15 protein-coding genes and 1 pseudogene are annotated in these 14,442 nt (G+C 56.8%); 13 read left to right on the top strand and 3 right to left on the bottom strand.

Annotated features, from left to right (window positions below):
• Nucleotide 1 precedes the first annotated feature (1 nt).
• From plsX to QCL51_RS17885, 9 genes and pseudogenes are all read left to right on the top strand, one after another.
• Complete coding sequence (plsX, locus tag QCL51_RS17925; protein ID WP_021784981.1) at nucleotides 2–1,012, top strand: phosphate acyltransferase PlsX; 1,011 nt, start codon at nucleotides 2–4, stop codon at nucleotides 1,010–1,012.
• 127 nt (nucleotides 1,013–1,139) lie between these two features.
• On the top strand, nucleotides 1,140–2,078 hold the full coding sequence (gene fabD / locus QCL51_RS17920; RefSeq protein ID WP_021784982.1) for an ACP S-malonyltransferase: 939 nt from the start codon (nucleotides 1,140–1,142) through the stop codon (nucleotides 2,076–2,078).
• Between the two features lie 15 nt (nucleotides 2,079–2,093).
• On the top strand, nucleotides 2,094–2,834 hold the full coding sequence (fabG, locus tag QCL51_RS17915) for a 3-oxoacyl-ACP reductase FabG (protein ID WP_003247160.1): 741 nt from the start codon (nucleotides 2,094–2,096) through the stop codon (nucleotides 2,832–2,834).
• Between the two features lie 203 nt (nucleotides 2,835–3,037).
• Nucleotides 3,038–3,274 carry an acyl carrier protein gene (acpP, locus tag QCL51_RS17910; RefSeq protein ID WP_021784983.1) on the top strand — a complete coding sequence of 79 codons (237 nt, stop codon included), beginning with the start codon at nucleotides 3,038–3,040 and terminating at the stop codon, nucleotides 3,272–3,274.
• A gap of 186 nt (nucleotides 3,275–3,460) precedes the next feature.
• Entirely contained in the window at nucleotides 3,461–4,705 is a 1,245-nt protein-coding gene (gene fabF / locus QCL51_RS17905) for a beta-ketoacyl-ACP synthase II (RefSeq protein ID WP_101195964.1), read from the top strand.
• On the top strand, nucleotides 4,705–5,520 hold the full coding sequence (gene pabC / locus QCL51_RS17900; protein WP_021784985.1) for an aminodeoxychorismate lyase: 816 nt from the start codon (nucleotides 4,705–4,707) through the stop codon (nucleotides 5,518–5,520). Before fabF ends, pabC begins: the two co-directional genes overlap by 1 nt.
• Nucleotides 5,521–5,524: 4 nt before the next feature.
• Nucleotides 5,525–6,745, top strand: coding sequence for an endolytic transglycosylase MltG (mltG, locus tag QCL51_RS17895; protein ID WP_274118690.1), 1,221 nt, complete (start codon nucleotides 5,525–5,527; stop codon nucleotides 6,743–6,745).
• Between the two features lie 9 nt (nucleotides 6,746–6,754).
• A pseudogene (tmk, locus tag QCL51_RS17890) lies at nucleotides 6,755–7,054 on the top strand (dTMP kinase); the annotation flags it as partial.
• 588 nt (nucleotides 7,055–7,642) lie between these two features.
• A complete protein-coding gene (locus QCL51_RS17885) occupies nucleotides 7,643–8,074 on the top strand; it encodes a hypothetical protein (RefSeq protein WP_338443900.1) in 432 nt (143 codons plus the stop codon).
• 7 nt (nucleotides 8,075–8,081) lie between these two features.
• On the opposite strand, the gene QCL51_RS17880 is transcribed toward QCL51_RS17885, so the two are convergent.
• Complete coding sequence (locus tag QCL51_RS17880; RefSeq protein WP_338443898.1) at nucleotides 8,082–8,240, bottom strand: hypothetical protein; 159 nt, start codon at nucleotides 8,238–8,240, stop codon at nucleotides 8,082–8,084.
• A gap of 893 nt (nucleotides 8,241–9,133) precedes the next feature.
• On the opposite strand from QCL51_RS17880, the gene QCL51_RS17875 reads away from it, so the two are divergent.
• The 4 genes from QCL51_RS17875 (at nucleotide 9,134) to QCL51_RS17860 (ending at nucleotide 12,763) form a co-directional block, all read left to right on the top strand.
• Nucleotides 9,134–9,346: a hypothetical protein gene (locus QCL51_RS17875; protein WP_209871603.1), complete on the top strand. Its 213-nt coding sequence runs from the start codon at nucleotides 9,134–9,136 to the stop codon at nucleotides 9,344–9,346.
• Complete coding sequence (locus QCL51_RS17870; protein WP_338443896.1) at nucleotides 9,339–9,860, top strand: hypothetical protein; 522 nt, start codon at nucleotides 9,339–9,341, stop codon at nucleotides 9,858–9,860. Before QCL51_RS17875 ends, QCL51_RS17870 begins: the two co-directional genes overlap by 8 nt.
• Nucleotides 9,861–10,406: 546 nt before the next feature.
• Entirely contained in the window at nucleotides 10,407–11,399 is a 993-nt protein-coding gene (locus QCL51_RS17865) for a hypothetical protein (RefSeq protein WP_338443895.1), read from the top strand.
• Between the two features lie 11 nt (nucleotides 11,400–11,410).
• Nucleotides 11,411–12,763, top strand: coding sequence for a hypothetical protein (locus QCL51_RS17860; protein ID WP_338443893.1), 1,353 nt, complete (start codon nucleotides 11,411–11,413; stop codon nucleotides 12,761–12,763).
• 122 nt (nucleotides 12,764–12,885) lie between these two features.
• Here QCL51_RS17860 and QCL51_RS17855 read toward each other — a convergent pair whose 3' ends face one another.
• The gene (locus QCL51_RS17855) at nucleotides 12,886–13,518 is read right to left on the bottom strand and encodes a hypothetical protein (protein ID WP_338443892.1); all 633 of its coding nucleotides are present in this window, start codon (nucleotides 13,516–13,518) and stop codon (nucleotides 12,886–12,888) included.
• On the bottom strand, nucleotides 13,508–14,428 hold the full coding sequence (locus tag QCL51_RS17850) for a hypothetical protein (RefSeq protein ID WP_338443891.1): 921 nt from the start codon (nucleotides 14,426–14,428) through the stop codon (nucleotides 13,508–13,510). Before QCL51_RS17850 ends, QCL51_RS17855 begins: the two co-directional genes overlap by 11 nt.
• Between the last annotated feature and the right edge of the window lie 14 nt (nucleotides 14,429–14,442).

Here is a 14,442-nt window from a genome sequence, read left to right as displayed (position 1 = left end):
CTTGTCCGCTCAGGTCATCGCGATCGACGCAATGGGCGGGGACTTCGGTCCCCGCAGCATTGTCCAGGCTAGCATTGCCTGCCTTTCGGCTACCCCCTCGCTGCACCTGACCCTCGTCGGTCAACCCTCCCTCCTTGAAGATCTCGTCAGTGGCCTGCCAGCTGCGGATCGCGCGCGCCTGCAGATTGTCGCCGCCAGTGAGGTGGTCGGCATGGACGAGCGGCCATCCCAGGCGTTGCGCGGCAAGCCGGATTCGTCGATGCGCATCGCCCTCGAACTGGTACGCGACGGAAAAGCCCAGGCCTGCGTCAGTGCCGGCAATACCGGGGCGCTGATGGCGTTGTCGCGCTTTGTGCTCAAGACTCTGCCGGGTATCGACCGGCCGGCCATGGTGGCGGCGATCCCGACCCAGACGGGTTACTGCCAACTGCTCGATCTGGGCGCCAATGTCGACTGCAGTGCCGAAAACCTCTACCAGTTCGCTGTAATGGGCTCTGTGGCTGCCCAGGCTCTGGGTGTGCACCGGCCAAGGGTCGCGCTGTTGAATATCGGTACCGAGGACATCAAGGGTAACCAGCAGGTCAAGCTGGCTGCCACGCTGTTGCAGAATGCCCGCGGCCTCAACTATGTCGGTTTCGTCGAAGGGGATGGCCTGTACCGGGGTGAGGCAGACGTGGTGGTGTGCGACGGTTTTGTCGGCAACATACTGCTCAAGTCCAGCGAAGGCCTGGCGACGATGATCGGTGCGCGCATCGAAAAACTGTTCAAGGGCGGTGCTTTTGCCCGCGTTGCCGGAGCCGTTGCCATGCCGCTGCTCAAGCGTCTGCAAGCTGACCTGGCGCCGGCGCGGCACAATGGGGCGAGCTTCCTGGGGCTGCAGGGTATCGTTATCAAGAGCCATGGTTCGGCGGGCGTGCAGGGGTTTCAGAGTGCCATCCAGCGGGCGCTGATCGAAATTCAGGAAAACCTGCCGCAGCGGCTGCATGGCCGCCTTGAAGACCTGTTGCCTTAGGCATTTCGCCGATGAAGTGCTTAAATGTGACCGCTTGGTCTGTGTTTCCATCCAAGTTTTCAGATTCCGCGCCTGGCCTCGGGCCTGGCGCACACTATCCGACGACAAGATCATAAGGGCTTGTTCAATGTCTGCATCCCTCGCATTCGTCTTTCCCGGTCAAGGTTCCCAATCGCTGGGCATGCTCGCCGAGCTCGGCGCCGAGAAGCCAGTGATCATCGAAACCTTCAAGGAAGCGTCCGAAGCGCTCGGCTACGACCTGTGGAAGCTGGTCCAGGACGGCCCGGAAGAGCAACTTAACCAGACCGACAAGACCCAGCCGGCGATCCTCACCGCGTCCATCGCGTTGTGGCGCCTGTGGCTGGAAGAGGGCGGTGCCAAGCCTGCCTTCGTTTCCGGTCACAGCCTGGGCGAATACAGCGCTCTGGTCGCCGCCGGCAGCATCAGCCTGAAAGACGCCGTTCGCCTGGTCGAGCGCCGCGGTCAGCTGATGCAGGAAGCCGTACCGGCCGGTCACGGCGCCATGGCTGCCATTCTCGGCCTGGACGATGCTGTGGTCGTGGAAATCTGCGCCGAAGCCGCTGAGGATGAAGTGGTCAGTGCCGTGAACTTCAACTCGCCTGGTCAGGTGGTCATCGCCGGCAACAAGGCTGCGGTAGATCGCGCCATGGAACTGTGCAAGGCCAAAGGTGCCAAGCGCGCCCTGCCGCTGGCGGTCAGCGTCCCGTCGCACTGTGCCCTGATGAAGCCGGCCGCCGAGCGCTTTGCCGATTCGGTCAATGCCATTGACTGGAAGGCCCCGCAGATTCCGGTGGTGCAGAACGTCACTGCCGCCGTCGCCGCCGACCTCGATGCCCTCAAGCACGACCTGCTGGCACAGCTGTACCAGCCGGTACGCTGGGTCGAGTGTGTGCAGACCCTGGCCGCCAACGGTGCGGTCAACCTGGTCGAGTGTGGCCCGGGCAAGGTACTGGCTGGCCTTAACAAGCGTTGCGCCGACGGCGTGACCACCTACAACCTCAACACCCCTGACGCCGTTGCTGCCACCCGTGCGGCACTGGCCTGATTTGGAGAAGCTTGCATGAGCCTGCAAGGTAAAGTTGCACTGGTTACCGGCGCCAGCCGTGGCATTGGCCAGGCCATCGCCCTAGAGCTGGGCCGCCAGGGCGCGACCGTGATCGGTACCGCCACTTCGGCGTCCGGCGCCGAGCGTATCGCTGCCACCCTGAAAGAGCACGGCATCACCGGCACCGGCATGGAGCTGAACGTGACCAGCGCCGAATCGGTTGAAGCCGTACTGGCCGCCATTGGCGAGCAGTTCGGCGCGCCGGCCATCCTGGTCAACAACGCCGGTATCACCCGCGACAACCTCATGCTGCGCATGAAAGACGACGAGTGGTTCGATGTCATCGACACCAACCTGAACAGCCTCTACCGTCTGTCCAAGGGCGTGCTGCGTGGCATGACCAAGGCACGTTGGGGTCGTATCATCAGCATCGGCTCGGTCGTCGGTGCGATGGGTAACGCTGGGCAGGCCAACTACGCGGCTGCCAAGGCCGGCCTGGAAGGATTCAGTCGCGCCTTGGCGCGTGAAGTGGGTTCGCGTGGCATCACCGTCAACTCGGTGACCCCGGGCTTCATCGATACCGACATGACCCGCGAGCTGCCGGAAGCTCAGCGCGAAGCCCTGCAGACCCAGATTCCGCTGGGCCGCTTGGGCCAGGCTGACGAAATTGCCAAGGTGGTTTCGTTCCTGGCGTCCGACGGCGCAGCCTACGTGACTGGCGCTACCGTGCCGGTCAACGGCGGGATGTACATGTAATACTGCAACTCAATGTGACGGGTTTCGTAAAAAAAGAGTCATACTGCGAGCCTAAAATCCGTTATAAAGCTGCAACCAGATTCCAGGCAGCGGGTGGGGTGACTAGCCTGAAGGTGCGTTTCGCTTGAAAAGCGAACGTCTTTCTATAAAATTAGCCACCGGCCAGCTGCCTGACATATATCCATTAGGAGTGAAAACTAGGTATGAGCACCATCGAAGAACGCGTCAAGAAAATCGTCGCCGAGCAACTGGGCGTCAAGGAAGAAGAAGTGACTAACTCCAAGTCCTTCGTCGATGACCTGGGTGCCGATTCGCTTGACACCGTTGAACTGGTGATGGCTCTGGAAGAGGAATTCGAGACCGAAATCCCTGACGAAGAAGCCGAGAAGATCACTACCGTTCAAGCTGCTATCGACTACGTCCTGGCCCACCAGGCCTAAGACGCTACAGTCGACGCTACTTGTCGGGGAAAACCGCACTGCCTTCGCCGGCGTGCGGTTTTTTCTTTGCGAGCGCCTCGCGTTTTCAGGCTGCTTCGTTCACCGCGCACCAAGAGTCTGTTGCCATTGCATTCCAGTGCTTGAATGCAATGGCAAGAGACTCTGTTATTAGAAAAGGAGAGTACTGTGTCGCGTAGACGCGTCGTGGTCACCGGTATGGGTATGCTGTCGCCACTGGGTACCGATGTACCGAGCACCTGGCAGGGCATTCTGGCTGGCCGCAGTGGCATTGGTCCGATCGAACACACGGACCTGTCTGCCTACTCCACCCGTTTTGGCGGCTCGGTGAAAGGCTTCGAGGTTGAGCAGTACCTGTCGGCCAAAGAGGCCCGCAAACTCGATCTGTTCATCCAGTACGGCCTGGCGGCCGGTTTCCAGGCGGTGCGTAGTGCCGGCCTGGAGGTTACCGACGCCAACCGCGAGCGTATTGGCGTGGCCATGGGCTCGGGTATCGGTGGCCTGACCAACATCGAGGAAACCAGCCGCACCCTGCACGATTCGGGGCCGCGCCGCATTTCGCCGTTCTTCGTGCCGGGTTCGATCATCAACATGATCTCCGGTTTCCTGTCGATCCACCTGGGCCTGCAGGGGCCGAACTACGCTATCGCCACTGCTTGCACCACCGGCACCCATTGCATTGGCATGGCCGCACGCAATATCGCCTACGGTGAAGCTGACGTGATGATCGCCGGTGGCGCCGAGATGGCCGCTTGTGGTCTGGGCATGGGCGGTTTTGGTGCTTCGCGCGCGCTGTCTACTCGCAATGACGAGCCAAGCCGGGCCAGCCGCCCGTGGGACAAGGGCCGTGACGGCTTTGTGTTGTCCGACGGTGCTGGTGCCCTGGTGCTCGAGGAGCTGGAGCACGCCCAGGCCCGCGGTGCGACTATCTATGCCGAGCTGGTTGGCTTTGGCATGAGCGGTGACGCCTACCACATGACTTCGCCGCCTGACTCTGGCGAAGGCGCTGCCCGCTGCATGACCAACGCCTTGCGCGATGCCGGTATCCAGCCGGAAGAAGTCAGCTACATCAACGCCCACGGCACTTCTACCCCGGCGGGCGATGTGGCGGAAGTGGCGGCGATCAAGCGCGTGTTCGGAGAGCATGCCTACAAGCTGGCGGTCAGCTCGACCAAGTCGATGACGGGTCACTTGCTGGGCGCCGCGGGCGCGGTGGAGGCGATCTTCAGCGTGCTGGCAATCAATAGCCAGATGGCTCCGCCGACCATCAACCTGGACGAGCCGGACGAGGGTTGTGACCTGGACTTCGTTCCCCATCAGGCGCGCAGCATGCCGATCGACGTGGTGCTGTCCAACTCGTTCGGCTTTGGCGGCACCAACGGCTCGCTGGTATTCCGCCGGTTTGCCGGCTGATGCACAGCTGGATCGACGGCCAGCCTGCGACTGCACTCAACCTGCAGAACCGCGGCCTGGCCTACGGCGATGGCCTGTTCGAAACCATCGCTGTGCGAGGCGCCCGGCCCAGCTTGCTGGACGGCCACCTCGCACGCCTGGCGCTGGGCTGCCAGCGCCTGGCAATCAACGCCGACCTGGCGCTGGTGCGCGACGAGTTGCTGCGCTACGCCAGCCAGTTGGGCGAGGGTGTCGCCAAACTCATCCTTACTCGTGGCGACAGTCAGCGAGGCTATGCACCGGCGGTCGATGCTGCGCCGCGGCGTATCCTGCAAGGCAGCCCATTACCCCGCTATCCTGCCGAGCATGCCGAGCATGGCGTGCGGTTGTTCCCTTGCCAGACCCGGCTTGGGGAACAACCACTGCTGGCCGGCCTCAAACACCTCAACCGCCTGGAGCAGGTGCTGGCCCGTGCCGAATGGCAGGACAACGACCATGCCGAAGGCCTGATGCGTGACGCGCAGGGCAGGGTGATCGAAGGGGTATACAGCAATCTGTTTCTGGTGCGTGATGGTGTGCTGCTTACCGCCGACCTTAGCCGTTGTGGGGTGGCGGGCGTGATGCGTGCCGCACTGCTGGAACAGGCCCCACTGCTGGGTATTGCGGTACAAGTCTGCGACCTGTCGTTCGACGCGATGGAGCAAGCTGATGAAGTATTTGTTTGCAATAGCGTTTACGGCATTTGGCCTGTGCGTGGCGTAGCCGCGCTAAACTGGTCGCCGGGCCCGCTCACTCGTAAACTGCAGGCCGTTGCCCGTACGTTACTGGAAACCTGAATTCGTGAGACGTAAATTCCTGCTGTTGCTGGAAATGGGCTTGATCCTTGCCGGCCTGGCGTTTGGCTGGTCGGCCTGGAAGGTCAACTCGGTCCTGGAGCAGCCCTTGCACGTCACGCAGGAACGCCTGCTGGATGTGCCCAATGGCACTAACCCAAACCGCATGTTCTACAGCATGCAACGAGAAGGGTTGCTCGACGACGCCGTCTGGTTGCGTTTGTACTGGCGCTTCAACATGGCCGGCACCCCCCTGCACACCGGCGAGTATCGTCTTACCCCAGGCATGACCGTCGAGCAGTTGTTCGACGCCTGGCGCCGTGCCGACGTGGTGCAGTACAACCTCACCCTGGTCGAAGGCTGGACCTTCCGCCAGGTGCGCGCGGCCGTGGCCAAGCATGAAAAGATCAAGCATACACTCGATGGCTTGTCGGATGCCGAGGTCATGGACAAGCTCGGCCATACCGGCGTATTCCCCGAAGGCCGCTTCTTCCCCGACACTTACCGCTTCGTGCGGGGTATGACCGATGTCGAGTTGCTGCAGCAGGCCTACATGCGCCTGGACGAAGTGCTGGCCAAGGAGTGGGCTGAGCGTTCCACCGACCTGCCGTATCGTGACCCCTACCAGGCGCTGATCATGGCCTCCCTGGTAGAAAAGGAAACCGGCATTCCGCAGGAGCGCGGGCAGATCGCCGGTGTGTTCGTGCGGCGCATGCGTCTGGGTATGATGCTGCAGACCGACCCGACGGTTATCTATGGCATGGGTGAACGCTACAACGGCAAGATCACCCGCGCTGACCTGCGCGAGCCTACGCCCTACAACACCTATACCATGACCGGCCTGCCGCCGACACCGATCGCGATGGTCGGCCGCGAAGCGATTCATGCGGCGCTCAACCCGTCCAATGGCACCAGCCTTTACTTCGTCGCTCGTGGCGATGGCAGCCATGTGTTTTCCGACGACCTCGACGGCCACAACTCGGCGGTGCGCGAGTTCCAGCTCAAGCGCCGGTCGGACTACCGCTCCAGCCCCGCGCCGCAGCGAGAGGCAAAGCCAGCTGACGATGATGCTGAACAGGCGTCGGGCGCCGATGACGCGCAGCGCCCTGAGCCCCCGGCTGGGGACGAGCCTGCTGCGCAGCCAGCCCCCGATGAAGCGCCCGCGCAGGATGCCCCTGCCGGCGGTGCGCAAGCGGCCGAGCGGCCGACGCCTGACGAACAACATTAAGGACTGCCTGTGAGCGGCTTGTTTATTACTTTGGAAGGCCCCGAAGGTGCGGGCAAGAGCACCAACCGCGACTATCTGGCCGCGCGCCTGCGCGAGCACGGCCTGGACGTGGTGCTGACCCGTGAGCCAGGCGGCACGCCGCTGGCGGAAAGGGTGCGTGAACTGTTACTGGCCCCGAGCGACGAAGCCATGGCGGCCGACACCGAGCTGCTGCTGGTGTTCGCCGCTCGCGCCCAGCACCTGGCGCAGGTGATCCGCCCGGCGCTGGCCCGTGGGGCTGTGGTGCTGTGTGACCGTTTCACGGACGCTTTAGTTTCGGTTGGTAGTCAAGGTAAACACTAAAAATGCTCACCCCACCCACCTGCCAAAACCGTTCTTGCTGCCTAGAACCCAAGTAAATAAAGGGATCTGGAAAGAAGTGTCTTGTTCCGTGTCTCTAGTTTAACACCTGAAAAATCCAAAAAGTAAACCCCCTGGCGAAAAAAAAGCGCTTGAAGGGCAAACGTAAACCCTAAAAGCCCGTTTCACCCTCAAAACCCTTCTCTGCAGCTCATCCTCAAATACCGCGAATTCGCCTAAGCCCAGTAAACACGGGCCTTCTGTGGGTTTACGTTGTCCTAATCAGACCCTTCCCGAGCGCCTTCACAAAACGCCACCTCCTTGGCAAAAACCGCACCCCACACGACCAAACAGAACACCAAAACCGGATTCAAACAGATCATCCAATGGAGCAGCTTCACAGCAGCTTGAACGAGCTTGGTTGGACGCCGGCTGCTCTGATGATCGAATGAGAGCCCTGGGAGGCTACCGAAAGCCCAGAACCATCCTGAGGGGTATCTATCGCGCCCTGGAGGGGAGGTGAGGCCATCCGGTGAACTTCTCGCCTTGGTGAGGTAGATGATGTACTTCCAGCGCCGCCTGCTGCGCACGTACAGTGACACCGCCTGGTCGACGCTCGCTGACGGTTCATACACCGCACAGGTGGATGACTTCAGATTGACGTTGACGCCGAAATCTCGTGGACGCTGGGTAGTGGTCGTCAAGCATGCGGATGAATACAGCCCGCCTTTCCCGCGTTGGCAAGCCTCGGTTGAGGCGGCCAAGTGGATGGCCTATCTCACACTTGATGATGCTCAAGATTGGGTGCATGAATACGCACGCACCGCTGAAAACTCACCCTTGAATGCAAAAGAAACACCAGGAAAAGCAGGGAAAGCCTATGGAAAAGCACACCTTCATCGACCGGTATTTTCACAGTCAACGCGAATTGATGGATATCCGTTATTCCGAAGAGCGCGACATAAACACGCTATTTACTTATCTCAATAACCTGCATTCAACAGCGGATAAACTGCATGAGTTGTTTGACTGTAATATCAAGAATATCCCTGAATTCAAGCTCCTCAGAATCATCAGAAACTATTTTCACCACGTTGGCGATGTCGATGAGATCCGGCTGCACGTCAAGGTTCAAGAAAATGTATTTGTTAGCCATAGTCAACATCTTTTGATACCGCTGGAAGTGTTCGCGAAGAGTGTTAAGTCCTTTGTGGATAATAACGTCCAAAATTAAATTTGTATCAGGCGAGATGGCGGCTATAACTGAAGTGTTTGATTATACGGCTACATTAATGAGCGGGCTTCTGTTTTATTGCAAGAAGCCCAGTCTGAATCTGGATGGCAAAAACTACGAGTTAGGTTTTGATATGTACAAATTTGTTTTTAATATAACCAATGTTATCGCGGACAAGTGCAGGGAAATTCCCGAGTTGGAGAGTAAGAAGGTCATCGAGGATCTGGACTTGTCCTACAGTGCGGAGATGAATATTCCCAAGCACGATGTTTACTGCAGTCCGTTCAGCGTCCCAATCACCACCACTGAAGGGTTCATCTACGCAGAGGTTGTCACATCATCCCAGCCGCCAGCTGTCTTCCCATAGCACCAGTACGCTCCCGAGCAAGCCCGCATGACAGCATGACAGCCTCTGTCGGAAATGCGATTTTAAACCGGAGGATGGCCGTTAGCCATTACTCGGCCAGGTCACTCAATACGAGGCTTTAGCATTACAAATGCATGCACCGCTGGTCACCCTAAGCAGGCGCTAAGACCGGGAGCTCAGCCTGGGAAGGCACATGGCCATTACCGTGGCTTGGTGAACCTTCCGCCCATCCGGCAGTCGAAAAGAGTAGCTGTAACAGGGATTTAGGGTTTTTTCCCAGTAGGGGTATGGCAATATGCCAGTATCCATTGTAAGATTTAGATGGACTTCGTGCGCCTGTAGGAAGGTGTACGGTGCGGCGGGTGAGGACACCTACCGCTCAACTTCAGCTCTCAATGGATACGCGGCAGCTATGATTGGTAGGACAACGGACTGGAGGTACGCACACATGACTATCGACACGATTCTCAAAACCTTAGGGCTTCGCCACAAGTCGCTTGCGGAAAGAATCAACGACAAGGTCATGTCAGGCTACATTCCCAGCGACATGGCCAAGGCAATTGTCGGCAAGCTCTCCTCCAAAAAGATCAACGATTTCATGATCGAAGCGCGCGACAAGTACAATCGAGAGAATGAGAACAAGGTCTTCAAGGATGAGTAACAAGTACAACCAGATGCATGAGAAGCTGGTTAAGCACAAGAAAGACTTTGTTGGCATGATCGCCTACTCGATCTACAAGACGGAGAAGCGCGAGGCTGTGAAGCGGGGCATGGACATCGGTGCTTTTACCAGCATCAAGATCCAGCCGCACGAGATCAAGAAGTACCGTGACGAAGCCGACGGCCTTGCTACCCTGTTCCTCCAGACTGCTGCAGATGAGAAGCTGAAGGGGGTTCAGTCCCGCTTGGCCGACCAGATCAATAACCTGACCTTGGACTCGCTTCCCAAGAATGGCGTGTTCAAAAACCTTTGGAAGTGGCATGCCTCTGGCTCTGCGGGCATTGTCGGAAACTTCTGGACTGCGGTTTTTGTGGCGGTTTTTGTGTGGGCCTTCTCTGACCCATCGATATGGAGCGAGGCGAAGGACAGTGCGCTGAAGACAATTGCTTCGCGCGTCAACGGCCAGCCCCAAGCGACTTCAGCGCCAGAGACAGCTGCGCTTCCAGCTCAGTAACTGCTCCCAGATCATTTCATGTGCCGACACCCTCAGTGGCGTGGTCGGCGCATGCTCATCTTGATCTGTAATCACTAAAGGTTTCTCCAGGGTACGCCTCTCAAAGCCCAGCCTCCCAAGGCAAGCAACTCAATAGCAAACCACTCAAAAACACCCATCCCACATATACGCACATCCAGTCGAATACTGACTATCTCCGCCGACCTAGCGTGCGATCTCGAACAACGCGCGCTCAGATGGCGCAATCGTGAAAAATCCCACACTTTCCCCACCTGCCAGAGCAAAAACTCCTACACTCCCACAGCCTGGGAAAGCGAAAAGTCTTACACTTCACAGGCTAGGACGATGCATGGAGCGCACCGGAAATCATGAAAAGTCGCACACTAAGGTGAAAACTAAGGGCTCAAGGCTGCATGTAGCTATGAGGCTTGGTGGCACAATGATATTCTGGAGAGCATATCAGTCCCGCACTGTGTCGTAGGTGTGAGGGCCGCTCAGAATGAGTACTGAGCGTTACTAGGGATTTGGATCAGGAACGATTCTTCAATGCGTCAAGCCGATCACGTTGCACATCTTCCAGCAGAAAATGCGAAAGGAGAGAAGCTCCTATTGGGTGTCCATTTCGTGGATATGACACCGGAGCTCATCAACACCTGGAGGAAAACCGTTCAACCGCTGATCAACAAGCATTATTCCAAAGCCCCTAAGCCTACCAAGGGGGCTGCAGCCGCCCTGCAATCACAGAAGCAGGAGCCCAATTTTGCGGTGATTACTGATAAGGCCGAGCACAGCGTCGGACAGAGTCCTGTGCATGAGGAGATCCAGGAGGCAGTCGAGCAGATCGAAGCTATAGCCTCGGCGGGCTTGATCGAAAAGCTAGACTGCGCAGTTGGTACTGGGGTTGTGTCGGCCTCAACGTCACTAGCAGCAGAGCTTCATGCCGTCGGCAGCGCTAAACCGAAAGTTCGTACTCGTGCCGATGTTAAGTGGTCGTGGAGACAGAACTATTTCCTCCACTCCGCTTATAGCAAGTGGCGCCGGAAGTATTTCAAGGGTGGTGAATCGAAAGCAGTGTGCATGGTGGTTCACAAGGGTGGGCGTGTTATTCCTATAGGCATGCTGACAATGGTGCCTGACTTCACTTGCAAAATCTTAGATCGTACCAAGGAGCGAGCGTTCACTTGGTACCTTTCAGATGCTCCAAGAGAATTCTATAGCAAGGCGCTGGGATTGAAGAGAATCGAGCATATTGCTCACGCCCTTGTCGATTATACGGTTCAGGCTGGTATCGAAGTGAACCAAGAGACTAATCTGGTACTTCGCTCTGACCCAGATGGGGGCGACCGTCTGAGGGATTTCTATACCAGAATTGGCTTGTCACCGCTGCCTGATGACCATCCAGCCATATCGACTGCGCGGTTCTGGAATAAAGACGGCTATTTCAAGCTCATGTCTGAGAAATCAACGGAATTCTGTAGCGCCATGGATGTCTATCGAGCTTCACGCACCCGCAACCTTTCTCCAGTCGCAAACGCTTAAGGAGGTTCGTAATGAATTATTTTTCAGATGAAGACCTTGCGAGAGCATTGCGGGAGTCTCGTGGATTGCCACCTGAGCCAGATGAAACTCGCTCCATTCAAGCGAAAAAAGAGGACGATGAGCAACTCAGAGAAGAGTTGGCATCGTTGGCAGATAATCCTCTGGGTAAGTTTGGTAGAGCACTCTATCGTTTGATGGTGAAGAGGTGGCCCAAGGCTGAAGAAAGTTATGACTGGGTTTATGCGCCTGGGGAGCTTGATCTTATTCCAGCGCACGAGTCCATCGACTCAGCCTCGAACAAGGTTAAGCTAGCTCATGTGACATTAACGACTGTTGCTCCTGTGGCAGTATTGTCTGAACCTCGGGTCGCTAGCGCTGAAGCTGCAAATACAAACGCTGAGCTTGAGTCTGTAGCTAAAGAGCGTGAACACGTTCAATACTCTATTCATACTCAAGCAGACGTTCAGCTCAAGGAAGTTTCCCATCACATTTGGTTAGAGACTGTGAGGGGAAGTTACGTTAATGTGCCGAGATCACAGAAAGCTGCGTCAGGCTCGGATATAGTAGATCTCAACGATGTTGATGTGAAACTGTCACCGTCAGCTCAACAGTTTTTGAGCGGCATTGAATATTTCGGAAGTGAGACTCTGAAAGGAACCGCATGTGCCGTACAGTTGAGTGGGCCACTCACTTCACTGTCAAAGCTCTACAATCGAAAGAATACGTTGCCCCTCATTTCTCATGGTGAGACTGTCAAAGCTTCGCGGCGACCATTCATTAGAGTTGATATGCAGGCGTTTGATAAGTTTATCGAGTGTAAGACTTACTATCGAAATCTGTTCATAGATGAGGCGCACCGCACCAGTGAGGCGGCTGCTGATATAAAGTCAGCTTTGCAAAGCATTGATCATGCTCTGACGAAATACAAAAACAAAAAACATATGGCCTATACGGCAAGTCCGCGAAGTGCTTGGTTTGCTGCGGTGGATTATGTATGTAATATTTTTAGGCCTAAGCCTGAAAATGAGCTTTCCGACACCCATGGTCTACATAAAGAAGGAGTGGAAAGAGTTGAATGGAAGCTAGACAGAGATTCTTCCTCCGAACTTGCCTTGAGAGGCTCTGCGGGCCACTTGCGGGACTACTGGTTTAAACTTCACAATCATCAATTGTCGCTCAGGTGGCAGAACAAAGAAGAGCAAACGCCGCCGCAGACCATTTTTCAAGTAGGAAGCAGCGAGCCTGTGGCAGCTGGTGAAATGATGGTTACAGCATTAGAGAATGCTCATGTTGACTATGATCGGGCCGTGGAACTAATGGGTTCACTAAAAGAGTTTGTTGAGCGACAAACTCAAGTGCATTGATGAACTAAAAGGGGGGCTCTATCGGCCCCCCCTTTTTTTTCACAATTGCTACCAACCTTGGTTTCCGAAGCGTTTGGGCGGCCTCACCAAAGGCAGCTATACGACACAGTACGGTAGCTGCTTTACAAATATCGCAAGAACACATGCCCCTCATGTTCACTGCGCTCAAAGCTCAACTCGTCCGGATATCCATCCAAACCCACTACCTTGATCGAACCAGGCGCGGAGGAGTGCATGCAGACCAAAGTGCAAGTGGTGAGCCCTGGGGAAGGCACCGCTTCGTGATAGGTATGACGCTCGATCCGGTAGCTGTCGCCGGCCAGCATCAATGATTGCTCCTCAAGTGTTAGGTCGACCCGGACAGCGGTCTTGCGAAGCACGTTCCTGGTGTGTTGCTGATACCTGTCACCTTGGTAATGCGCTTCGTATAGCGGCGCGCCGCCGCTTTCGACTTCGTTCACGGTGTATTGCAGGTTGGACAGCGTGCCAATCAGGATGCGGCTGTCGACATGCTTGTCGTGGGTATGCACTCGGGCGGGCATGCCATACCCGTCACCTCGATCGCTCGGCCACAAATGCAGCCGCCATTCCTCACCATTTTCCCGCTTCAACAGCAGCACATAAAAGCCGTGTGGGTGCATCAGGCAGGTCGGGTTGCAAGCTGCAATCCACTGCTTCAGTGCCCGGAGCAGGTCACCGCGATCGCATGAGGTGAAACGTTCCCGGCAGAGCAGCTCTGAAAGATCAGCGGGCATACGGGGCAGGGGATTTCATGGCTTTCACGGCCTCCGCTCGGAGTTCGGATGACACCTGATCACCGAACATTGCCGTCAAGATTTCCGAGGGGGCAGCATCACCTGTTATAGGGACTGGAATTGGCTCTGCCTCGTTTTTGACCCAGTTGAACTCGGTCAATACCCCTGAAAAATCGCGATGCTTATGGTGGTAGCAGTAGGCGTAATCTTTGGGGTCTTCGCGAGTCACCATGAGCTCGTGGGCATTGCCTTCGATGCGGAACACGGACAGGCGGGAACTCAAACGCAAATCCAGCTCTATGAATGGCCGGTTGAGATTCACGGCCTGGGCGAGGGTGGCGATGGTTGCGAGAATTTCCTGCTCAACGTATTCCCTGTTCCAGACTTTGCCATCAAATGATCCCGACTTGCGAAACTCTGCATATCGCTGGCACACCTCAATATTCCTGAAATCCAGCAGAACGACCTCCAGGCGGATCGGCTGCCGGCTCTCGCGGGCATGGTTGACGAGGGTAGGTAGTGCCTTCGCGCGAAATTGACGACCTGTGCGGACATAGATCCGGTAGTCGTGCGCGCCACTGGCCAGACGATGCAGATTCTCGGTGACATCCTGCGGCAGGATCAGCGTTTCCAACCTAGCCACCCTGGGATCAGTGAAGTAGGAAAGGCAGAAGGTCGAGATGATCGCAAACGTGCCGCTGGCCACGATCGAGATGAAGAAATTGTTGAAGGCTTCCCACATCGGCTGATCATGCTTGAAGTACGCGATCAACATGATGATGGCACACGAAACCCCGATTGCGAGGAAGCTCGCGCCGAGGAATTGGCGACGCTGGTAGCGGGAGCTGAAAATGCCAGAGAGCGACACGGTCTGTTTGAGTCCGAGGAGATTTGCCGGGATTCTGCGCACCAATTGAACTCTGT

It is taken from the genome of Pseudomonas sp. LTR0, from assembly GCF_036630035.1.
Classification (GTDB): domain Bacteria; phylum Pseudomonadota; class Gammaproteobacteria; order Pseudomonadales; family Pseudomonadaceae; genus Aquipseudomonas; species Aquipseudomonas putida_Y.
The sequence above is the reverse complement of the archived record's forward strand: the minus strand, read 5'-3'. Positions and strand labels throughout refer to the sequence as shown.

Bases quoted from the DNA above. Each gene is read 5' to 3' on its own strand.
- QCL51_RS17875 (WP_209871603.1), top strand. From the start codon at position 9,134: ATGACTATCGACACGATTCTCAAAACCTTAGGGCTTCGCCACAAGTCG.
- QCL51_RS17855 (WP_338443892.1), bottom strand. From the start codon at position 13,518: ATGCCCGCTGATCTTTCAGAGCTGCTCTGCCGGGAACGTTTCACCTCA.
- QCL51_RS17880 (WP_338443898.1), bottom strand. From the start codon at position 8,240: ATGGCTAACAAATACATTTTCTTGAACCTTGACGTGCAGCCGGATCTC.
- acpP (WP_021784983.1), top strand. From the start codon at position 3,038: ATGAGCACCATCGAAGAACGCGTCAAGAAAATCGTCGCCGAGCAACTG.
- fabD (WP_021784982.1), top strand. From the start codon at position 1,140: ATGTCTGCATCCCTCGCATTCGTCTTTCCCGGTCAAGGTTCCCAATCG.
- QCL51_RS17865 (WP_338443895.1), top strand. From the start codon at position 10,407: ATGCGTCAAGCCGATCACGTTGCACATCTTCCAGCAGAAAATGCGAAA.
- QCL51_RS17870 (WP_338443896.1), top strand. From the start codon at position 9,339: ATGAGTAACAAGTACAACCAGATGCATGAGAAGCTGGTTAAGCACAAG.
- fabG (WP_003247160.1), top strand. From the start codon at position 2,094: ATGAGCCTGCAAGGTAAAGTTGCACTGGTTACCGGCGCCAGCCGTGGC.
- QCL51_RS17885 (WP_338443900.1), top strand. From the start codon at position 7,643: ATGATGTACTTCCAGCGCCGCCTGCTGCGCACGTACAGTGACACCGCC.
- QCL51_RS17860 (WP_338443893.1), top strand. From the start codon at position 11,411: ATGAATTATTTTTCAGATGAAGACCTTGCGAGAGCATTGCGGGAGTCT.
- pabC (WP_021784985.1), top strand. From the start codon at position 4,705: ATGCACAGCTGGATCGACGGCCAGCCTGCGACTGCACTCAACCTGCAG.